The organism is Leisingera coralii (assembly GCF_049056525.1).
GTDB lineage: Bacteria > Pseudomonadota > Alphaproteobacteria > Rhodobacterales > Rhodobacteraceae > Leisingera > Leisingera coralii.
Window position 1 is genome coordinate 47,080 of sequence record NZ_JBHUPT010000007.1, and the last position, 19,110, is coordinate 66,189.

At 66.4% G+C, this 19,110-nt stretch carries 21 protein-coding genes; 14 read left to right on the top strand and 7 right to left on the bottom strand.

From position 1 onward, the window contains the following. Positions 1-50 precede the first annotated feature (50 nt). Positions 51-1,001 carry an L-threonylcarbamoyladenylate synthase gene (locus tag ACFMBG_RS03280; protein ID WP_421053299.1) on the bottom strand — a complete coding sequence of 317 codons (951 nt, stop codon included), beginning with the start codon at positions 999-1,001 and terminating at the stop codon, positions 51-53. A gap of 141 nt (positions 1,002-1,142) precedes the next feature. Here ACFMBG_RS03280 and ACFMBG_RS03285 point away from each other — a divergent pair, with 141 nt between their 5' ends. The 5 genes from ACFMBG_RS03285 (at position 1,143) to ACFMBG_RS03305 (ending at position 5,336) form a co-directional block, all read left to right on the top strand. Continuing rightward, a complete protein-coding gene (locus tag ACFMBG_RS03285) occupies positions 1,143-2,846 on the top strand; it encodes an acyl-CoA dehydrogenase family protein (protein ID WP_421053300.1) in 1,704 nt (567 codons plus the stop codon). 4 nt (positions 2,847-2,850) lie between these two features. Further along, positions 2,851-3,897 (top strand): MBL fold metallo-hydrolase, encoded by a 1,047-nt coding sequence (locus ACFMBG_RS03290; RefSeq protein ID WP_421053301.1) that lies wholly within the window; start codon positions 2,851-2,853, stop codon positions 3,895-3,897. Positions 3,898-3,921: 24 nt separating this feature from the next. Continuing rightward, positions 3,922-4,374 carry a DUF6173 family protein gene (locus ACFMBG_RS03295; RefSeq protein ID WP_421053302.1) on the top strand — a complete coding sequence of 151 codons (453 nt, stop codon included), beginning with the start codon at positions 3,922-3,924 and terminating at the stop codon, positions 4,372-4,374. A gap of 183 nt (positions 4,375-4,557) precedes the next feature. Continuing rightward, on the top strand, positions 4,558-4,692 hold the full coding sequence (locus ACFMBG_RS03300; protein WP_421053303.1) for an aa3-type cytochrome c oxidase subunit IV: 135 nt from the start codon (positions 4,558-4,560) through the stop codon (positions 4,690-4,692). Between the two features lie 23 nt (positions 4,693-4,715). Further along, positions 4,716-5,336: a hypothetical protein gene (locus ACFMBG_RS03305; RefSeq protein ID WP_421053304.1), complete on the top strand. Its 621-nt coding sequence runs from the start codon at positions 4,716-4,718 to the stop codon at positions 5,334-5,336. Positions 5,337-5,359: 23 nt separating this feature from the next. Here ACFMBG_RS03305 and ACFMBG_RS03310 read toward each other — a convergent pair whose 3' ends face one another. Next, positions 5,360-5,689, bottom strand: coding sequence for an AzlD domain-containing protein (locus ACFMBG_RS03310; RefSeq protein ID WP_421053305.1), 330 nt, complete (start codon positions 5,687-5,689; stop codon positions 5,360-5,362). Continuing rightward, positions 5,686-6,414: an AzlC family ABC transporter permease gene (locus ACFMBG_RS03315; RefSeq protein ID WP_421053306.1), complete on the bottom strand. Its 729-nt coding sequence runs from the start codon at positions 6,412-6,414 to the stop codon at positions 5,686-5,688. Before ACFMBG_RS03315 ends, ACFMBG_RS03310 begins: the two co-directional genes overlap by 4 nt. Before the next feature lie 65 nt (positions 6,415-6,479). On the opposite strand from ACFMBG_RS03315, the gene ACFMBG_RS03320 reads away from it, so the two are divergent. The 5 genes from ACFMBG_RS03320 to ACFMBG_RS03340 all read left to right on the top strand — a co-directional run bounded on the left by ACFMBG_RS03320 (position 6,480) and on the right by ACFMBG_RS03340 (position 10,611). Beyond that, entirely contained in the window at positions 6,480-7,355 is an 876-nt protein-coding gene (locus tag ACFMBG_RS03320) for a formate dehydrogenase accessory sulfurtransferase FdhD (RefSeq protein ID WP_421053367.1), read from the top strand. Positions 7,356-7,416: 61 nt separating this feature from the next. Further along, complete coding sequence (gene mobA, locus ACFMBG_RS03325; RefSeq protein ID WP_421053307.1) at positions 7,417-8,061, top strand: molybdenum cofactor guanylyltransferase MobA; 645 nt, start codon at positions 7,417-7,419, stop codon at positions 8,059-8,061. Further along, positions 8,058-8,549: a molybdopterin-guanine dinucleotide biosynthesis protein B gene (gene mobB, locus ACFMBG_RS03330; protein WP_421053308.1), complete on the top strand. Its 492-nt coding sequence runs from the start codon at positions 8,058-8,060 to the stop codon at positions 8,547-8,549. The genes mobA and mobB overlap by 4 nt, the downstream gene beginning before the upstream one ends. After that, entirely contained in the window at positions 8,546-9,358 is an 813-nt protein-coding gene (locus ACFMBG_RS03335; protein WP_421053309.1) for a molybdopterin guanine dinucleotide synthesis, read from the top strand. Before mobB ends, ACFMBG_RS03335 begins: the two co-directional genes overlap by 4 nt. Further along, positions 9,355-10,611 carry a molybdopterin-binding protein gene (locus ACFMBG_RS03340; RefSeq protein WP_421053310.1) on the top strand — a complete coding sequence of 419 codons (1,257 nt, stop codon included), beginning with the start codon at positions 9,355-9,357 and terminating at the stop codon, positions 10,609-10,611. The genes ACFMBG_RS03335 and ACFMBG_RS03340 overlap by 4 nt, the downstream gene beginning before the upstream one ends. A gap of 151 nt (positions 10,612-10,762) precedes the next feature. On the opposite strand, the gene ACFMBG_RS03345 is transcribed toward ACFMBG_RS03340, so the two are convergent. The 3 genes from ACFMBG_RS03345 to ACFMBG_RS03355 form a co-directional block, all read right to left on the bottom strand. Then, a complete protein-coding gene (locus ACFMBG_RS03345; protein WP_421053311.1) occupies positions 10,763-11,797 on the bottom strand; it encodes a hypothetical protein in 1,035 nt (344 codons plus the stop codon). Between the two features lie 20 nt (positions 11,798-11,817). Continuing rightward, positions 11,818-12,288, bottom strand: coding sequence for a transcription elongation factor GreA (gene greA / locus ACFMBG_RS03350; RefSeq protein ID WP_421053312.1), 471 nt, complete (start codon positions 12,286-12,288; stop codon positions 11,818-11,820). A gap of 250 nt (positions 12,289-12,538) precedes the next feature. Continuing rightward, positions 12,539-12,919: a VOC family protein gene (locus ACFMBG_RS03355; RefSeq protein WP_421053313.1), complete on the bottom strand. Its 381-nt coding sequence runs from the start codon at positions 12,917-12,919 to the stop codon at positions 12,539-12,541. 96 nt (positions 12,920-13,015) lie between these two features. Between ACFMBG_RS03355 and soxR the strand changes: the two genes are divergently transcribed. The 4 genes from soxR to ACFMBG_RS03375 all read left to right on the top strand — a co-directional run bounded on the left by soxR (position 13,016) and on the right by ACFMBG_RS03375 (position 17,952). Next, positions 13,016-13,483 carry a redox-sensitive transcriptional activator SoxR gene (soxR, locus tag ACFMBG_RS03360; protein ID WP_421053314.1) on the top strand — a complete coding sequence of 156 codons (468 nt, stop codon included), beginning with the start codon at positions 13,016-13,018 and terminating at the stop codon, positions 13,481-13,483. 160 nt (positions 13,484-13,643) lie between these two features. Then, positions 13,644-15,293 (top strand): electron transfer flavoprotein-ubiquinone oxidoreductase, encoded by a 1,650-nt coding sequence (locus tag ACFMBG_RS03365; protein ID WP_421053315.1) that lies wholly within the window; start codon positions 13,644-13,646, stop codon positions 15,291-15,293. Positions 15,294-15,428: 135 nt separating this feature from the next. Beyond that, entirely contained in the window at positions 15,429-17,141 is a 1,713-nt protein-coding gene (locus ACFMBG_RS03370; RefSeq protein WP_421053316.1) for a tetratricopeptide repeat protein, read from the top strand. After that, entirely contained in the window at positions 17,131-17,952 is an 822-nt protein-coding gene (locus ACFMBG_RS03375; RefSeq protein ID WP_421053317.1) for a 4-(cytidine 5'-diphospho)-2-C-methyl-D-erythritol kinase, read from the top strand. The genes ACFMBG_RS03370 and ACFMBG_RS03375 overlap by 11 nt, the downstream gene beginning before the upstream one ends. 144 nt (positions 17,953-18,096) lie before the next feature. On the opposite strand, the gene ACFMBG_RS03380 is transcribed toward ACFMBG_RS03375, so the two are convergent. After that, positions 18,097-19,095, bottom strand: coding sequence for a polyprenyl synthetase family protein (locus tag ACFMBG_RS03380; RefSeq protein WP_421053318.1), 999 nt, complete (start codon positions 19,093-19,095; stop codon positions 18,097-18,099). Positions 19,096-19,110: the final 15 nt, after the last annotated feature.

A 19,110-nucleotide genomic window follows, 5' to 3' on the forward strand; every position in this document is an offset into this window, starting at 1 on the left:
GATGGGTCTCAAAGGGGCGGGAGCATCTGGACTAGCTGCCGGCTCGCGGCTCACTCCCGTGGCGCGGCGGCACGGCGGAGGCGGTCGTTGATGGCTTCGCCCAGCCCGTGCTCCGGGACCGGAGCCACGGCGATCGGCTTGCCGAGCGCGTCCAGCTGGTGCAAGTGGCCAAAGAGATTGGCCGCCGCTTCGGCCAGGTCGGCGCGCTCCGACAGGTTCAGATCGCAGTCTCCGGGGCCGAAGCCGAGATAGAGTTCTCCCTCGGCAGGGGCTGCGGCGTTGAGCCGCACAGGCGCGCCCGGCGCGTAGTGCGACAGCAGCTGGCCGGGCGCGGTCAGCGGGTCGTGCACATCGCGCACCGCCAGCTTGCGCCCCAGCACCGCCTCGATCTCTTCTGCCGCCAATCCGCCGGGGCGCAGCAGCACCGGTTCCGGCCCGGCCAGGCCGATGATCGTCGACTCCAGCCCGACCCCGCAGGCGCCATCGTCCAGAATGGCGGCGATGCGGCCGTCCAGCCCGGCCTTCACATGCGCCGCCGTGGTCGGGCTGATCTTGCCGGAGGGATTGGCCGAGGGGGCCGCCACCGGGCCGTCCAGCGCCCTGAGCAGCGCCTGGCCCGCAGGATGGGCGGGCACCCGCACGCCCAAAGTGTCCAGCCCGGCGGTGACAAGCGGTGAAATCCCATGGCCTGCGCGCAGCGGCAGCACCAGCGTCAGCGGGCCGGGCCAGAAAGCCAGCGCCAGCGCCTCCGCCGTTTCAGTCCACTCCACATAGCGCTGCGCCGCCTCCGCCGAATGCACATGCGCGATCAGCGGGTTGAAGGAGGGCCGCCCCTTCGCCTCATAGATCGCCGCCACCGCTGCGCCCTGGCGGGCATCGGCGCCGAGCCCATAGACCGTTTCGGTCGGGAAGGAGACCAGCTTGCCCTCCCGCAATAGCTGCGCGGCACGGGTAATGCCCGCTTCCGTTGCGGCAAGAATTTCGGTGCTTTGCAGGGGCATTCCGGGTGACGCGGCGTTTTGGTTGATTGAAACAGGCGTCCGATTAGGTAATCGGTCAAGCCACTGACCATAATAGGCCCGTGCCGGGAAGCCAAGACTGCCCGCGCCAGGACGCCCCCGAAAGACCGCTAAAGGACGCCCATGACCTTCCGTGCCCCCGTTTCCGAGTATGAGTTTCTGCTGAACAACGTTGTCAGCTATGGAGATGTTTCCGCCACAGACCGCTTTGCCGAGGCCCCCTCGGACGTCGTGAGCGCCATCCTCAATGAGGCGGGCAAGATGTGCGATGAGGTGCTGGCGCCGCTGCAGCGCAACGGCGACCTGACGCCTGCCTATCTGGAGAACGGCGTGCTGCGGACCTCGCCCGGGTTTGCTGACGGGTTCAAAGCCATCTCCGAGGGCGGCTGGATCGGCATGAGCGCGCCGGAAGAACACGGCGGCATGGGGCTGCCGCTGACGGTTGCCACCGCGGTGAACGAGATGATGGCCGGCGCCTGCCTGTCGCTGCAACTGGCGCCGCTGATGAGCCAGGGCCAGATCGAGGCGCTGGAGCATCACGCCTCGGACGCGATCAAGGAACTGTACCTGCCCAAGCTGATCTCGGGCGAGTGGTCGGGCACCATGAACCTGACCGAGCCGCAGGCGGGCTCCGACGTGGGCGCGCTCAGCTCCAAAGCAGAGCCGAACGGCGATGGCACCTATGCGGTCAGCGGGCAGAAGATCTTCATCTCCTGGGGCGACAACGACTTCTGCGAAAACGTCTGCCACCTGGTGCTGGCGCGGCTGCCGGGCGGGGCGCCGGGCACCAAGGGGATTTCGCTGTTCCTGGTGCCGAAGTTCCTGCCAGACGCCGATGGCAATCCGGGCAAGGCCAACGAACTCAAGGTGGTGAGCCTTGAACACAAGATGGGCCTGCATGGCTCCCCCACCTGCGTGATGCAGTACGACGGCGCCACCGGCTGGCTGGTGGGCGAAGAGCATGGCGGCATGGCGGCGATGTTCACCATGATGAACAACGCCCGTCTCGGCGTCGGCGGGCAGGGCGTCGGTGCGGGCGAGGGTGCATATCAGCACGCGCTGGCCTATGCGCTGGAGCGCAAGCAGGGCCGCACCGCCAGCGGCTTCATCGCCGACCATGCCGACGTGCGGCGGATGCTGATGGAGATGAAGGCGGATCTCTTTGCCTCCCGCGCGATCCTGCTGGCCTGTGCCCAGGCGATCGATATGCAGACCGCCACCGCTGAGAAAGACTGGGCTGCCCGCGCGGCCTTCCTGACGCCGATTGCCAAGGCCTTTGGCACCGACACTGGTATCCGGGTCTCGGAAACCGGGGTGCAGGTGCATGGCGGTATGGGCTTCATCGAGGAATCCGGCGCGGCGCAATATTACCGCGACGTGCGGGTGACGGCGATCTACGAGGGAACCAACGGCATCCAATCGATGGACCTTGTGGCGCGCAAGATGATGGACGGCGGCGAAACTGCCTTTGCCCTCATCGACGAGATCGAGGAGCAGGCCGAGCGTGCCCGCGCCACCCATCCCAACATGGCCGAAGCCGTCTGGCAGGCCTGTGAATCCCTGCGCGAGGCCACCGAGTGGCTGGTGGCGCAAGAGGACATGCAGGACCGTTTTGCCGGCTCGGTGCCGTATCTGCGGGCCTTTGCCCGGGTTCTGGGCGGCCATTACCACCTGGCCGCGGCGATGGCGGATCAGGGTGGTGCGCGCGAGAAGCTGGCGCGTTTCTACATCACCCGTATGCTGCCGGAGCACGGCGCGCTGCTAGCGCACGCTCAGGCCGGGGCAGGGGGCACCTTTGCCCTCAGCCTTGACGAGCTGGCAGGCTGACGCCGTGACTGACATTCCCGACGTTACGCCCCGCACCCCGTGGCAGGAACCGCCCGCGCAGGGCGAAGCGATCGAGGTGGCCGAAGGCGTCCTGTGGATGCGCCAGCCGCTGCCGATGAAGCTGGATCACGTCAACATCTACGCACTGGATGACGGCGACGGCTGGACCGTGATCGACACCGGCTTCAACACCCGCAAGAGCCGCGCGATCTGGGACAGCCTGATGGCCGGCCCCTTGCAGGGCAAGCCGGTGCGGCGCGTCGTCGGCACCCACCACCACCCCGATCACATCGGCCTGGCGGGCTGGTTCCAGAGCCGGCACGGCGCCGAGCTGGTCACCACCCGCACCGCCTGGCTGTTTGCCCGGATGCTGACGCTGGACGTGCAGGAGGTCTGGCCGGAGGAGACCCTGGCCTATTACCGCAGCGCGGGCATGGCGCCGGAGTTCTATGACAAGCGGGTCAAGGACCGGCCCTTCAACTTTGCCGACACGGTGCATCCGATGCCGCTGGGGTTCACCCGGATCAAGCAGGATGACGTGATCCGCATGGGCGGGCGCGACTGGGACGTGCACATCGGCAACGGCCACGCGCCGGAGCACGCAACCTTCTGGAGCCGCGATGACAATCTGGTGATCACCGGCGATCAGATCCTGTCGACGATCAGCCCCAACATCGGTGTCTACGCGACCGAACCGATGGCGGATCCGCTGGGCGAATGGCTGGAGGCCTGCGAGCGGCTGTCGAAGCTGGCGCGCCCCGATCACCTTGCCTTGGGCGGCCACAAGCTGCCGTTCACCCGCCTGCCGCTGCGGATGCAGCAGCTGATCGGCAATCACCACGGCGCGCTGGAGCGGCTGATGGACCACCTGTCGGAGCCGCGCACGGCTGCCGATTGCTTTGCCCCCCTGTTCAAGCGCACAATCGGCGAAGGGGAGTACGGGCTTGCACTGGTCGAAGCGGTGGCCCATGTAAATCACCTGTACCACACCGGCCAGGTGGCGCGCTGGGAGCGCGAAGACGGTGCCTGGCTCTATCAGCGCAAGGGGTGATGCGCCCCGGCAGAAGGGGGAAGCATGAACGACGAGATTTCAACCAGCGCCGAGGTTGCGGAAGCGGCGGTGCTGCCTTGTGTGCATGAAGTCCACTCCGACCCCGATGCCTGTGCCGGGCTGACCAAGGTGCCGGAAAAGCTGCAGAAGCCCGACGCCGCCAAGAGCCCGGCGCGCTGGGCTTATGAGCGCCTGATCCTCTATATCCAGAACTTCGAGCAGCAGCTGGATTCCGAACATGAGGTGGCGATGGGCTTTACCGGCGGCAATGCCGGGGTGCTGCGGATCGAGGGCATGGGCTATTTCGATCCCGACATCATCACCTTCTACGGCAGCGAGGGCAGCGGCTCCCGGACCCAGCTGGTGCAGCATGTCAGCCAGCTGAACGTGATGCTGCGCGCGGTGCCCAAGGCGCGCCAGGAGGCCCCCGCCAACCGGATCGGCTTCCGCCTGGCCTCCGACCTGCAGCAGGACTGAGGTCCGCGCCCCGGGGCCGATTCGGCGCCGGGGGCGGACACCGCACGGCAGCGGCCCGGTTTGCCGCCGCGGCAGCTGGATTCGCGCCTTATTTCTGTCAGATGCGCCCGATTGACGTGGTGACAGAGGCCCGCAAATCCAGTAATCACCGGAAAAATGCACGCGAATTGAGGGAAAACTCACATGGCTGAACATCAGCACGGCACCATGGACACCACCGTTCAGGAAAAGACCTATTCCAGCTTCCTGACCTTTGTGACCCGCTTCTGCATCGCGCTGGTCCTCTTTGCCATCTTCCTGGCAATCTTCGCTTCCTGATTTTCCGGCCGGGAATTGCCTTGATGCGCAACCTCCTGTGCCTTGGCGCGGTGATGGCCGCGCTTGCGGGTTGCGCGGCGCCTCAGCAGCCCAACGCGGATGCCGAAACCCTGGCCCGGGTGGCCTACCGCCACCCAGGGCCGGCGACGCTCACCCTTTACACGATGATCAACAACCGCACCGGGCGGGGCGGCCACGCGTCGCTGATGATCAATGCCTCGGAACGGGTGATCTTTGACCCTGCGGGCTCCTTTTACGCGTCAGTCGTGCCGGAACGAAACGACGTCCTTTACGGCATCACCCCGGCGGTCGAGAAAGCCTATCGCGGCGCCCATGCACGCAGCACCTTCCATGTAGTGGTGCAGCGGGTCGAGGTGACGCCGGAACAGGCCCAGAAAGCCTATCAGCTGGCGGTGACCAACGGCCGGGTGCCCGGCGCCTACTGCGCCCAAGCCACTATCGGTATCCTGCGGCAGGTCCCGGGGTTCGAAAGCCTGGACCGCACCTTCTACCCGGAACGACTGGCAGAGCAGTTCGGCCAACTGCCGGGCGTGGTGACCGAACGCTATTACGAAAATGACAGCGCCGACTTGCAGGCGGGCCTTGCCAAGAGCGACGCCGCGCTGAGCGCCGCGGCGGAATAAACCCTCCTGCCCGCCGCGGAGGCTTACGCGGCGAGATACAGCAGCAGCAGCGACAGCCCGCCGGTGCCCAGGCCGAAAAGCACGTTCCTGGTCAGATAGCCCGCGGCAAAGGTCGCCGCGGCGGCAGCAAAATGCATCAGGCTGGGCGCACCGTCCGTGGGCGCGGGCCAGACCACCAGCGGCGCCACCAGCGCCGGGATAATCGCCACCGCGGTGTAACGCAGGTGGCGCATCAGCCAGGGCGCAATCGGCTTGCCGCCCATGAAGCCGATGAAGGCAAAGCGCAAGCCGTAGCTGCCAAGCGCCAGCCCGATGATCACGGTCCACAGGACCGGTGCAGGGATACTGCTCACTTCGCGCCCTCCGTCTTGGCCTTCTGCCGTTCCAGCCACAGCTCCGCCTGCGCTCCGGCCACCATGCCGGCAATCCCGGCAACGATCAGGCCCAGGTTATAGGGCAGCGCGGCGGCCGGCAGCGAGGTGGCCACGGCGACGAAACAGGCGGCGATATGGGCGGGCGTGCGCAGCATCGGCCCGATCATCGCCAGAAACGCCAGCGGCAGCACGAAGTCGACGCCCCAGCTGTCCGGGATCCGGGTGCCCACAAGCGCGCCAAGCGCCGTGGCGATCACCCAGGCGGGTGCCACGATACCATTGGTGCCAAAGAAATACGCCACCCGCTGCGCCAGCGGCATCTCCGGTTCGGTTTCGAATTTGACGATCGACAACGCATAGGACTGGTCCACCACGAAATAGGCGGCCAGCGCCCGCTGCCACATCGGCGCATCGCCCAGGTAGGGGGTGAGCGACGCCGAATACATCGCCATCCGCAGGTTCACCGCCAGCGCCGAGATCAGGATGATGATCAGCGGCGCATTCTCCTGCATCAGCTGCAATGCGGTGAACTGGGCGGCGCCGGCAAAGACCGCCAATGAGAAGGCAAAGGCCTCCGGCACGATCAGCCCGGCCTCCGCCGCCAGCACCCCGAACAGGAAGCCGAAGGGTGAGGCCATGAAGATGAAGGGGGCGCTGTCGCGAAACCCCTTCCAGAAGGCCGATTTGGTGGTGGTGATTGCCATCTGCGCGTCCTAGATTGCGTGCACACCGCCCTACGGCGGACGCAGAAGGAATGCAATTGGTGAGTATGGATATCACGTCAGAATATCTGATCGCCCCCGGCGTTGCCGACCCGCGGCTCACGCGCGCCGTCACCGGCGTCGACCAGAACGGTGAGGCCAGCGAGATCGCCGTGGTCGAGGAGCGCCCGCTGACCATCTTCCTGAACTCGCAGGAAATTGTCACCGCGATGACTATCGGCGACTACCCGGAATACCTGGCGCTCGGCTTCCTGCGCAATCAGCGGATGCTGCGCGACGAGGACGAGGTGACCCGCGTCGACTATGACGAGGACCTGGAAACCGTGGTGGTGCGCACCGCGGTGGAAACCAGCCACGAGGAAAAGCTGAAGAAGAAGACCCGCACCTCCGGCTGCGCGGTCGGCACCGTCTTCGGCGACATGATGGAGGGGCTGGAGGATGTCCGCCTGCCGCAGGCCAAGGTCCGCACCTCCTGGCTTTATGCGCTGGCGCACAAGATCAACCGCACGCCCTCGCTGTATCTCGAGGCCGGCGCCATCCACGGCACCGTGCTGTGCCAGCAGGACCGCCCGCTGGTCTATATGGAAGACGTTGGCCGCCATAACGCGGTGGACAAGATCGCCGGCTGGATGCTGTCGGAGCAGGCAGAAGCCGCGGACAAGATCCTCTATACCACCGGGCGGCTGACCTCGGAGATGGTGATCAAGACCGCGATGATGGGCATCCCGGTGCTGGCGTCGCGTTCAGGCTTCACCGCCTGGGGCGTTGAGATCGCCCGCGAGGTTGGCCTCACCCTAATCGGCCGGATGCGCGGCCAGCGGTTCATCTGCCTGTCGGGCGAGGAGCGGCTGGTACGCGACATGGACCCCAAGGACGCGCCGGTTGAGGAAAAGAAGCACAGGCGGAAGAGTGCGGAGGGGTAACCGGATTTCACGTGAAATCCGGCCCGGAAAACACGTGTTTTCCGACGCAGGAGGAGAAGGCATGACAGAACAGAAGCCTTTGGGCGTAATCCTTGCAGGCGGCCTCGCTACCCGGATGGGCGGCGGCGACAAGGGGCGGCTGCAGGTCGGCGGCCAGAGCCTGCTGTCCCGCGTGATTGAGAGGCTGTCGCCTCAGGTCTCCGGACTGGCGCTCAACGCCAATGGCGACCCGGAGCGGTTCAGCGACCTCGGCCTGCCGGTGATTGCCGACTCGATCGAGGGCTTTGCCGGCCCGCTGGCAGGTGTGCTGGCCGGGCTCGACTGGGCGGCAGAGCAGGGAGCTGACACCATAGTCACTGCCGCCGCCGACACGCCGTTCTTTCCGCGGGACCTTGTGGCCCGGTTGACCGCAGCAGCCGAAGGCATGGCGCAGCCGCTGGTGCTTGCCACCACCCCGCGCACAGGCGACGAGGCGTTGAAATCCGGCGGGCGGAGCAAAGTGAACCGGCACCCGGCTTTCGGCCTTTGGCCCGTCGCCCTGCGCGATGACCTGCGGACGGCGTTGAATGACGGCTTGCGCAAGGTGGTCCTCTGGACCGACCAGCACGGCGGCCGCGAGGCGCTGTTCGAGGCAGACCCCTTCGACCCCTTCTTCAACATCAACACGCCAGAGGATCTGGCCAAGGCAGAGGCGCTGCTGACATGAAGATCTACGGCGTCACCGGCTGGAAGAACAACGGCAAGACTGGGCTGATGGAGCGGCTGGTGGCGGAGTTCTGTGCGCGCGGGCTGACAGTCTCGACCCTGAAACATGCCCATCACAGCACCGATGTGGACCAGCCCGGCACCGACAGCTACCGCCACCGCGCGGCCGGCGCGTCTGAGGTGGTGCTGGCCTCGCCCAACCGGGTTGCCATCATGCAGGAGCTGCGCGGGGCGGGGGAGCCATCCTTCACCGAACTGCTCTCCCGCCTGCGCCCCGTCGATCTGGTGCTGGTCGAAGGCTTCAAGCGCGAGGCCCACCCCAAGATCGAAGCTTACAGAACCGCCGCGGGCCAGCCGCTGATCGCGCCGGAAAATGCCACCATCCGTGCCGTGGCCAGCGACGTGCCGCTGCATCTGGACCGCCCGGTATTCGATCTGGATGACACCGCGGCTATTGCGGATTTCATCCAAAAGGACTTGGGGATGTGAGCCTCTGGCAAACCTTTGCAATGGTGGACTGGTCCGGCGGCAACGACCGCGGGCCAAAGCCTTGCAAGGATGCCATCTGGGCCTGCGTGGTGCGGGAACGGACCGCGCAGGAACCGGTTTACCTGCGCAACCGGCAGCTTGCCGAAGACTGGCTGGACAGTCTCGTGGAAGCCGAGTTGACCGCCGGCCGCCGCCTGTTTCTGGGTTTCGATTTTCCATTCGGTTATCCCGCCGGTTTCGCGCGGGCGCTGACCGGCTCAGATGAGCCGCTGAACCTTTGGGATTGGTTCGAAGACCGGATCGAGGACAGCCCGAAATCCAACAACCGCTTTGATATTGCCGGGGAAATCAACCGCAGGTTCGGCGGGCAGGGGCCTTTCTGGGCAAATGCGCTGAAGCGCGATATCAGCGGGCTGCCGCGCCGCAAGATTTCTTACGAAAACCCCTTCCCGGACCGCCGTGCGGTGGAGCATCTGGCCAAGGGCAGTTTCACCTGCTGGCAGATGGCCGGGGCAGGCGCCGTCGGCAGCCAGGTGATGATGGGGCTGCCGGTGCTGGCCCGTCTGCGCCGCCGCTTCGCCGGGCAGGCCGCGGCCTGGCCGTTTGAGCCGCTCGATAAACCTGTCGCGCTCGTTGAGATCTGGCCCTCCCTGACCGTCGGTCCGCCGCCCGCAGGGATCATCAAGGATGCCTGGCAGGTGCAACAGGTCGCACTGGAACTTTGCCGCCGCCCCGTGGCAGAACTGGAGCGGCTTTTGAACGTCCACGCGCCCGAAGAGGGCTGGATCCTGGGAGTGAAACCGCAATGACCCTGACACCGCCGCCGCTCAGCAACGACTGCTTTGCCCTTCCTGCGGGCGTGGACTGGACCCCGGTCGATGACGCGCTGGCGCTGCTCAGGGACAGGCTGGGGCCGGTCACCGGTGCCGAAACCGTGCCGCTGGCAGACGCGCTCGGCCGGGTGCTGGCAGAGGATGCCATTGCCAAACGCTCCAACCCGCCGCTGCCGAATACGGCGGTGGATGGCTATGGGTTCGCAGGCGGCAGGGCCGAGGGGCCGCATGTGCTGCCGCTGGTGCAGGGCCGCGCCGCCGCCGGAGTGCCTTATGGCGGAACCGTGCCCGAAGGCAGCGCCATCCGCGTTCTGACCGGCGCTGCGCTGCCCGATGGCGTCGACACGGTGATCCTGGAGGAAGACGTCAACACCGACGGCGCCCAGATCGCCTTCAACGGCCCGCTGAAACAGGGGGCGAACACCCGCGAGGCGGGGGAGGATGTCGCTGCGGGTGAAGTTATCCTGCCCGCGGGCCGGGTGGTGACAGCTGCCGATCTGGCACTCGCTTCCGCGACCGGGCTGGCAGAACTCACCGTAAGGCTGCCACTGCGGGTAGGGGTGCTCTCCACCGGAGATGAGCTGGTAGAGGCGGGGGAACCGGCAGGCAAGGGGCAAATCTTCGATGCCAACCGTCCGATGCTGCTGGCACTGATCCGGCAGCTTGGGTTTGTGCCTGTAGACCTGGGCAAGGCAGCGGATGATCGCGAGGCTCTGCGCGCCAGGCTGGACAGGGCGGCTGTGGAAACAGATGTGATCCTGACCTCGGGCGGCGCCTCTGCCGGTGATGAAGACCATATGTCTGCCCTGTTGCGCGAAGCTGGTGCAATGCAGGAATGGCGCATCGCGCTCAAACCCGGGCGCCCGCTGGCGCTGGGCATGTGGCAGGGCACGCCGGTCTTCGGGCTGCCGGGCAACCCGGTGGCGGCGCTGGTCTGCACGCTGATCTTTGCCCGCCCTGCGATGGGGCTGATGGCGGGCACGGGCTGGCAGGAGCCGCAGGCGTTTGAAGTCCCTGCCGCGTTTGAAAAGCGCAAGAAACCGGGCCGCCGCGAATACCTGCGGGCGCGGGTGCGGGATGGCCGGGTGGAAGTGTTCAAATCCGAAGGCTCCGGCCGCATCAGCGGCCTCAGCTGGGCCGAAGGGCTGGTGGAGCTCGGCGACGGCGCCGCAGAGATCAAACCCGGCGACCCGGTGCGTTTCATCCCCTACGGCAGTTTTGCGATGTAAGCGGAGCGCTCCCGCCGGCGGCCCGGCGCATCCAAGATGCTTGCCCGCCGTTGGGCCGGGCGCCGCGCTGGCGCGCGGCGCGCCGCCCGGCCATTTCATCTTTCCAAAAACACTCGCGCCGCAGGCAGCGCCTGAAAGGCGCTTCACATCATCAATCAAACGTCCCGGCCACCCGGCCCAGCAGCATGAAGGCGCGTGCAGTGCGGGTGTTGCCGAGCGCGGAGATTTCGCCGTCGGTGGCCTCGGCCTCGAAGTCCGCAAACATCTGGTCGAAGCGGCGCAGGAAGTGGTGCGCCGCATCGCGGAAGATCGGGTCCTGCTTCATCCGCGCCGCAGTGAGCGCCAGCGAGGTGCGGTCGCGCACGCCGCCAAGCGCAGCGACCGCGCGGCCGCGGGCGCCCTGGCCGAACTGGCGCCAGACCTCGGGCCGGGCCATGTCGGGGCGCAGGTCGTCCATGTAGATGCCGTCCTGGCTCAGGAGCGTCAGCACATCCTGCGCGGCCTGGATCACCTGCGCCGCCTTGCGGTCGCGCAGCGCCGCGCGCAGGGCGGCAAAGCCTTCCTGATCCTCGGCGGTTTCCGGGAAGTTCAGCGCCCGGATGAACTGTTCCGCAGCCAGCGGCGGCGCGGTGTCCGCGGCCTGGGTGCCGAGCGCCAGCGAGCCCTGCCCGGCGGCGGTCATCTCGGCGGCCTCGGCCGGGATTGCCGGGCGCACCGGGTTGGCACGGCGGCTGGTGTGGAAGGTGGCCAGTGCGGTTTCGGTCTTGCGGGTCGCCTCGGCGATCTCCTCCAGACGCTTTGCCATCGACGGCTCGGCCACCGCGGCATGCTGCTGGGCCTGGGTCAGATAGGTCTGGCGCAGCCCGTCGATGGCGGCCTGCAGCTGTTCGCTTTCCTCGCGCATCACCCGGGCCGAGCGCGCGGCAGAGGCGGCGACCCAGAGCATTGCCAGCGGCAGCACCAGCGCCAGGATGCCGGTGATCAAATCGGTCCACTGCGACAGCCCGGCATCCTCCGGGGCAAACAGATAGAGCCCCGCCGCCGCCAGCAGCCACAGCGCGCCCAGGCCAATGGCCAGAAGCTCGGCACCGCCCAGCCCGTTGCCCGCCGGAGCGTCAAGGCTCCGAAGCGGGCGTCCGCCTGAGGGTTTCGGGCTGGTGCCCGGGCTGCTGCTGGAGCCTGTCATGACCACTCGGCCCTCACCGGTCAGGAATAGACGATCTTGAGGATTTCATAGGCGCGCTCGCCGCCGGGGGTGCGCACTTCCACGCTGTCGCCCTCGTCCTTGCCGATCAGGGCCCGCGCGATGGGGGATTTGATGTTCAGAAGGCCGGCTTCGATGTTGGCTTCATGCTCGCCGACGATCTGCCAGGTCTTCTCCTCGTCGGTGTCCTCGTCCACCACGGTCACCTTGGCGCCGAACTTGATGGCGCCGTTCAGCTTGGCCGGGTTGATCACGTCGGCCAGCGACAGGATGCCTTCCAGCTCCTTGATGCGGCCCTCGATGAAGGACTGCTTTTCGCGGGCAGAGTGGTACTCGGCGTTTTCCGACAGGTCGCCCAGCTCGCGCGCTTCGGCGATCGCCTGGATGATGGCCGGGCGTTCGACGGATTTCAGGTTTTTCAGTTCGCTTTCCAGCGCGGCGAAGCCCGCCGGGGTCATCGGGATCTTTTCCATGTGATTGGTCCAGGTCGCTCTTTTGCTTTGTTCTTGTCACTACGAAAACCGCAGCCCCGCAGCAGGGGCTGCGGGGCGTCCGGTTCGGTTGACATTTACCTGACCCAATCCTGCGCCCGATTTCAAGTGGGCGCGGGGGCTGCTGGCGTGCAAATCCGCCTAACCGCGTGCTTTGGCCGGCTTTTCCACAGGAATGCGCAAGAAAATGCCGTGCGCGGGCATCCGGGGCAGACCCGCTTGCCAGAGGAGATCAATCATATTGCACCGCCTCGTATTCGATGCCGTCTGAATCGTGGAAGTAGAAGCGGCGGCCCGGCTCATAGTCGCCGTGGTTCATCGGTGTGAACCCGGCGGCCTTCACCGCGGCCTCGGTGGCGTCCAGATCGTCAACGATCACTGCCAGGTGGTTCAGCCCGCCGACGATGCCATAGCTTTCCGGCGCCTGGCCTGCGGGCGTGCGCGGAGTGTAGAGCGCGAGATAGCTGTTCTCCTCGCCCACATGCACGCTGTAGCCGCCATTCTTGGCCTCGCCCTCCCAGCGCACATGCCAGCCGAACACCTTCTGCATCCAGGCGGCGGTGGCATGGGGGTCGGCGACGGTGACATTTGCATGTTCCAGTACTGCGCTCATCGGAAATCTCCTTCTTGCCTGAGCAAACCTGTTGATGCGACTCACCGTAATTCCTAAACCTAACTTTAGCTCAAGAGGTTTTTGCAGGAGAGTGCCATGCCCGCATCCGCCGGAATTTCCATCGGTTACCTGGCCGAACGCACCGGCCTCGCGGTGTCCGCCATCCGCTATTACGAGGCGCAGGGCCTGGTGGAGCCCTGGCGCAATGCAGGCGGCCAGCGGCGGTTTCACCGGGCCGACATCCGGCGGCTCAGCTTTGTGATGATCGCGCAGCAGTTCGGTTTTTCCCTGCCGGAAATCCGCGGCTTCCTCAAAAGCCTGCCGGGCAGCCGGACCCCCACGAAAGAGGACTGGGCGCGGATCTCGGAGAACTTCCGCAGCCATCTGGATCAGCGAATCGAAACCCTGGTGAGGCTGCGCGACAATCTGGACGGCTGCATAGGCTGCGGCTGCCTGTCGCTTCCGAATTGCAAACTTTACAACCCCGAGGACCGGGCGGCACAGAAGGGGCAGGGACCCCGATACCTGATGGGAGACCGGCCCGAGGCGGAAAATGGTGCTTGAGTGACGAAAATGGACGCACTTTTTGTCTCAGTTGCCTGTTTTACAGGGGCCTGACGCAGAGTTTGGATTGACCAGCAGGGCTGGCAAACGCTAAGCAGCCGCGACACAAAATTGCGCCCGGTGGGGCCGGTAGCGAACAGAAAGCCAAGGAGCGCCGCAGATGGCCGAGATTGAACGCGAAGCGATGGAATACGACGTGGTGATCGTCGGGGCCGGCCCCGCCGGCCTGTCCGCGGCCATCCGCCTGAAACAGCTGGATGCCGACCTGCAGGTCGTGGTCCTGGAAAAGGGCTCCGAAGTGGGCGCGCACATCCTGTCGGGCGCGGTGCTGGACCCCTGCGGCCTGAACGCGCTGATCCCCGACTGGAAGGAAAAGGGCGCGCCGCTGAACGTGGAAGTCAAGGAAGACAACTTCCTGATGCTGGGCGAAGCCGGCCATGTCCGGATCCCCAACTTCCCGATGCCGCCGCTGATGAACAACCACGGCAACTACATCGTCTCCATGGGCAACGTCTGCCGCTGGATGGCGGAGCAGGCCGAGGAAATGGGCGTCGAGATCTTCCCGGGCATGGCATGCTCGGAACTGGTCTATGGCGACAAGGGCGAAGTGAAGGGCGTGGTTGCCGGCGAATTCGGCAAGAACCCCGACGGCACCCCCGGCCCGGCCTATGAGCCCGGCATGGAGCTGCACGGCAAATATGTCTTCCTGGGCGAAGGCGTGCGCGGCTCGCTGTCCAAGGAAGTGATCGCCAAATACGGTCTCTCCGACGGCAAAGAGCCGCAGAAATACGGCGTCGGCATGAAAGAGATCTGGGAGATCGACCCGGCCAAGCACAAGGAAGGCACCGTCACCCACACCATGGGCTGGCCGCTGGGCTCCAACGCGGGCGGCGGTTCGTTCATCTACCACTTGGACAACAACCAGGTCTACGTGGGCTTCGTGGTGCACCTGAACTACAAGAACCCGCACCTGTTCCCCTACATGGAATTCCAGCGCTTCAAGCACCACCCGGTGGTGGCCGAGCTGCTGAAGGGCGGCAAGCGCGTGGCCTATGGCGCCCGTGCCATCACCGAAGGCGGCTGGCAGTCGATGCCGAAACTGGTGGCGCCCGGCGTGGCGCTGCTGGGCTGCTCCGCGGGCATGGTCAACGTGCCGCGCATCAAGGGCAACCACAACGCGATGCTGTCGGGCAAGGCCGCAGCCGAAGCCGCCTATGACGCGATCAAGGCAGAGCGTTCCGGCGACGAACTGGCCGCCTATGAAGCCGACGTGCGCGAAGGCGCCATCGGCAAGGACCTCAAGATGGTCCGCAACGTCAAGCCGATGTGGTCCAAGTGGGGCCTCACCGCCTCGCTGGCGCTGGGCGGCCTGGACATGTGGACCAACAACCTCTTTGGCTTCTCCTTCTTCGGCACCCTGGGCCACGGCAAGAACGACGCCCAGTCGACCGAGGAAGCCTCCAAGCACAAGGTGATCGATTATCCCAAGCCCGATGGCGTGCTGTCCTTCGACCGCCTGACCAACGTCAGCTTCTCGATGACCAACCACGAGGAAAGCCAGCCCTGCCACCTGCGCCTGGGCAATGCCGACACGCCGATTGCGGTCAACCTGCCGAAATACGCGGAACCGGCGCAGCGCTACTGCCCGGCCGGCGTCTACGAGGTGGTCGAAAAGGACGGCAAGCCGGAGTTCGTGGTGAACTTCCAGAACTGCGTCCACTGCAAGACCTGCGACATCAAGGACCCGTCCCAGAACATCACCTGGACCACGCCGCAGGGCGGCGACGGGCCGAACTACCCGAACATGTAACGGGAAGTTTAAATTTTCGGCACGGTTTCGCCGGATTTTATGGGGCGGCCCTTGGGCCGCCCCATTGCGTGTTGACGGGCAGCGCACTACGCTTTCTTACAAGAGCAAGAGCAGTAAATCGTAAGGGGGTCCCGCGTGCCCGTACCCATTCTTCGCACCCTGACAAGTGCGGCCCTGGTGGCCGCTTCTGTATCAGCTGTCCAGGCGGAGGGGCTGGCCGGGTCCTATCTGGCCGGACGTGCCGCGACCTATGACAGCGATTTTGCCGCGGCGGCGCTCTATTACACCCAGGCGCTGGCGCGCGACCCGCAGAACCCGCTCCTGATGGAGAACGTGGTGTTTGCGCAGCTCGCCATGGGCAAGGCAGAGCTGGCCGTGCCGGTGGCGCAGCGCCTGCTGCAGACCGGTGCGCGCAGCCAGGTCGCCAATGTGGTGATTGCGGGCGGTCATGCGGCACAGGGCGATTTCCAGGCGATCCTGGACCGCGACCTTGAGCGCGAGGCGATCCACCCCCTGGTGGACGGGCTGCTGGAAGGCTGGGCGCATATCGGCACCGGATCGGTGTCCAGCGCGCTCAAGAGCTTTGACCGGATGGCCAAGGACGGCAGCCTGCGGCCTTTCGTGCTCTATCACCGGGCGCTGGCGCTGGCCTCCGCCGGGGATTACGGCGGTGCCGAGGCGCTGTTCGCTGCCGAGGACGGCCGCCTGGCCAGCCTCAGCCGCCGCGCCGCGGTGGCACGGGTGCAGATCCTGTCGCAGCTGGGCCGCAACGAGGAGGCCCGCGAGACGCTGCAGGCAGCCTTCGGCAGCAACCTCGACCCCGGGCTGGAAGCGCTGGATGCGCAGCTGCAGGAGGGCAAGACCCTTGCCTATACCATCGCGCCCGGCCCGCGCGAGGGGATTGCCGAGGTCTTCTACACCCTGGGCGCGGCGCTGAATGGCGATACCGCCAATGATTACGTGCTGATGTATGCCCGCATGGCTGCCTCGCTGCGCCCCGACCATGTGGATGCGATCCTGCTGAGCGCCAGCCTGCTGGACCAGCTGGGCCGTTATGAGCTGTCGGTGGCGACCTACAAGCAGGTGCCGCGCAGCCATCCTGACTACCACGCCGCCGAACTGGGCCGCGCCGAGGCGCTGCGCCGCGCGGCCAAGCCGGATGCGGCGATCGAGGTGCTGGAACAGCTGGCGCGGCAATTCCCGGACCAGCCTGGCGTCTACGTCAGCCTGGGCGACCTCTTGCGCCAGCAGGAGGATTACGCGGCGGCGGCACGGGCCTATGACAAGGCGCTGGCCAACTCACCGGAGGATTCCGGCAGCCGCTGGTTCCTGCTCTATGCCCGCGGCATCTGCCACGAGCGGCTGGACCAGTGGGAGCAGGCCGAAGCGGACTTCCGCGCCTCCCTGGCGCTGGAGCCGGACCGGCCGCAGGTGCTGAACTACCTGGGCTATTCGCTGGTTGAGAAGCGCAGCAAGCTGGATGAGGCGCTGGACATGATCGAGCGCGCCGTCGCGGCCCGGCCCGACTCCGGCTATATCGTCGATTCCCTGGGCTGGGTGCTCTACCGCCTGGGCCGCTTCGACGAGGCGGTGGCGCATATGGAGCGCGCGGTGGAGCTGATGCCGGTGGATCCGGTGGTCAATGACCACCTGGGCGATGTCTACTGGGCCGTGGGCCGGGCGCGCGAGGCGGAGTTCCAATGGAAGCGGGCGCTGTCCTTCATCGACCCGGAAGACACTGACGGCGAGGCCGACCCCGAGCGCATCCGCCGCAAGCTGGACATCGGCCTGGACGCGGTGCTGGCCGAAGAGGGCGCGAAGCCGCTGGAAGTTGCCAATGGCGGTTGAGGCCTTTGCGCCCGCCAAGATCAACCTGACCCTGCATGTGATCGGCCGCCGCGAGGACGGCTATCACCTGCTGGATTCTCTGGTGGTCTTTGCGGATACCGGCGACCGGCTGCGGCTTGACCCCAGCCCGGAGCTGGCTCTGGAAGTCTCCGGCCCCTTTGCCGAGGGGGTGCCTGCTGATCAGAGGAACCTGGTCTGGAAGGCCGCCGAGGGGGCGGGCTGGTCCGGGCGGATCAGCCTCAGCAAGCAGCTGCCGCATGGTGCCGGTATCGGCGGCGGATCCTCGGATGCCGCCGCTGTCCTGCGCGCGGTTGCCGGGCAGGGGGGCAGCATCCCCGAAGGGCTGCCCCTGTCGCTTGGCGCGGACGTGCCGGTCTGCATGGCGGCCCGGGCGTCACGGATGCAGGGCATCGGCGAGCAGGTCACTCCGGTTGAGCTGCCGGAGCTGCACGCGCTGCTGGTCAATCCGGGTGTTCACGTGCCCACCGGCCCGGTGTTTTCCGCGCTTGCCTCGCGTGACAATCCGCCGATGCCAGAAAGCATCCCGTCTTTCGTTTCCGCTGAGGACTGCGCCGCCTGGCTCGGCGAACAGCGCAACGACCTGGAAGACCCGGCGCGCAGTCTCGCCCCGGTGATCGACCGGACCCTGTCCGACCTGCGCAGCTCCCGCCAGGCGCTGCTGGCCCGGATGTCGGGCTCCGGCGCCACCTGCTTTGCGCTCTATCCCACGAAAAAGGCCGCCCATATGGCGGCCTATGAGATCGGGGCGGAGCATCCCGAATGGTGGTGCAGCGCGATCGCCTTGACCTGAACAGCCCGCGCCGAAGGCAAGCGCTCTCGCCCGCGGAGCAGCGCATCAAAGATGCTTGCCCGGCGCCTTTGGGCTTCTTTCTGGTTGAAAATACCCCGGGGGTGAGGCCGTCAGGCCGAGGGGGCAGAGCCCCCTGGCCCGGTATCAGTTCAGCCGCGACACCACGTAATCGGCCAGATCGCTCAGCATGGTGCGGATCTCGTGATCGGGCAGCACCTCCAGCGCCGCCCGCGCCTTGGCCGCCCAGCCAAGGGCATCCTCGCGGGTGGCCTCCAGCGTGCCGTATTTGGCCATCAGCGCCAGCGCCTGCTCCAGGTCGCCGTCCTGCTGCTTGCCCTTCTCGATGGTCCGGGTCCAGAAGGCGCGCTCCTCATCCGTCGCCTGCGCCACCGCCTTGATCACCGGCAGGGTCAGCTTGCGCTCGCGGAAGTCGTCGCCGACGTTCTTACCGGTGGCCTTGCTGTCGCCCTGGTAATCCAGCAGGTCATCGGCGATCTGGAAGGCAATCCCCAGCGCGTCGCCATAATCGAACAGCGCCTTCACCTGCTCTTCGGCTGCGCCGGCAATCACCCCGCCCACCTCGGTCGCGGCCGAGAACAGCGCCGCGGTCTTGCCGCGCACCACCTGCAGATAGATGTTCTCATCGGTCTTCAGGTTGGATGCTGCGGTCATCTGCAGCACCTCGCCCTCGGCAATGGTGGCAGAGGCATTCGCCAGAATGTCCAGCACCCGCAAGCTCTCCGTCTCCACCATCAGCTGGAAACTGCGGGCAAACAGGTAGTCGCCGACCAGCACCGAGCTCTTGTTGTCCCACAAGAGGTTCGCGGTGGGGCGGCCGCGCCGCTGGGCGCTTTCGTCCACCACATCGTCATGCAGCAGGGTGGCGGTGTGGATGAACTCGACCGTCGCGGCCAGTTTCAGGTGATGGTCGCCCTGATAGCCGCACAGCCGCGCCGCCGCCAGCGTCAGCATCGGCCGCAGCCGCTTGCCGCCGGCCTCGACCAGATGCGCGGTCACCTCGGGAATGCGCGGCGCATGTTCGGAGGCCATCCGGGTGCGGATCAGCGCATTCACCGCCTCCAGTTCCTGGCTCAGCGTGGCGGCCAGCATTTCGTGCGGCTTCCGGGTCATCACTTGGTCCATCACTTTCCCGCTCGC

Excerpts from the sequence above, each read along its gene's own strand:
- ACFMBG_RS03280 (WP_421053299.1), bottom strand. The coding sequence starts at position 1,001 with ATGCCCCTGCAAAGCACCGAAATTCTTGCCGCAACGGAAGCGGGCATT.
- ACFMBG_RS03285 (WP_421053300.1), top strand. The coding sequence starts at position 1,143 with ATGACCTTCCGTGCCCCCGTTTCCGAGTATGAGTTTCTGCTGAACAAC.
- ACFMBG_RS03295 (WP_421053302.1), top strand. The coding sequence starts at position 3,922 with ATGAACGACGAGATTTCAACCAGCGCCGAGGTTGCGGAAGCGGCGGTG.
- ACFMBG_RS03300 (WP_421053303.1), top strand. The coding sequence starts at position 4,558 with ATGGCTGAACATCAGCACGGCACCATGGACACCACCGTTCAGGAAAAG.
- ACFMBG_RS03305 (WP_421053304.1), top strand. The coding sequence starts at position 4,716 with ATGCGCAACCTCCTGTGCCTTGGCGCGGTGATGGCCGCGCTTGCGGGT.
- ACFMBG_RS03315 (WP_421053306.1), bottom strand. The coding sequence starts at position 6,414 with ATGGCAATCACCACCACCAAATCGGCCTTCTGGAAGGGGTTTCGCGAC.
- ACFMBG_RS03320 (WP_421053367.1), top strand. The coding sequence starts at position 6,480 with ATGGATATCACGTCAGAATATCTGATCGCCCCCGGCGTTGCCGACCCG.
- mobA (WP_421053307.1), top strand. The coding sequence starts at position 7,417 with ATGACAGAACAGAAGCCTTTGGGCGTAATCCTTGCAGGCGGCCTCGCT.
- mobB (WP_421053308.1), top strand. The coding sequence starts at position 8,058 with ATGAAGATCTACGGCGTCACCGGCTGGAAGAACAACGGCAAGACTGGG.
- ACFMBG_RS03340 (WP_421053310.1), top strand. The coding sequence starts at position 9,355 with ATGACCCTGACACCGCCGCCGCTCAGCAACGACTGCTTTGCCCTTCCT.
- ACFMBG_RS03345 (WP_421053311.1), bottom strand. The coding sequence starts at position 11,797 with ATGACAGGCTCCAGCAGCAGCCCGGGCACCAGCCCGAAACCCTCAGGC.
- greA (WP_421053312.1), bottom strand. The coding sequence starts at position 12,288 with ATGGAAAAGATCCCGATGACCCCGGCGGGCTTCGCCGCGCTGGAAAGC.
- ACFMBG_RS03355 (WP_421053313.1), bottom strand. The coding sequence starts at position 12,919 with ATGAGCGCAGTACTGGAACATGCAAATGTCACCGTCGCCGACCCCCAT.
- soxR (WP_421053314.1), top strand. The coding sequence starts at position 13,016 with ATGCCCGCATCCGCCGGAATTTCCATCGGTTACCTGGCCGAACGCACC.
- ACFMBG_RS03365 (WP_421053315.1), top strand. The coding sequence starts at position 13,644 with ATGGCCGAGATTGAACGCGAAGCGATGGAATACGACGTGGTGATCGTC.
- ACFMBG_RS03375 (WP_421053317.1), top strand. The coding sequence starts at position 17,131 with ATGGCGGTTGAGGCCTTTGCGCCCGCCAAGATCAACCTGACCCTGCAT.
- ACFMBG_RS03380 (WP_421053318.1), bottom strand. The coding sequence starts at position 19,095 with ATGGACCAAGTGATGACCCGGAAGCCGCACGAAATGCTGGCCGCCACG.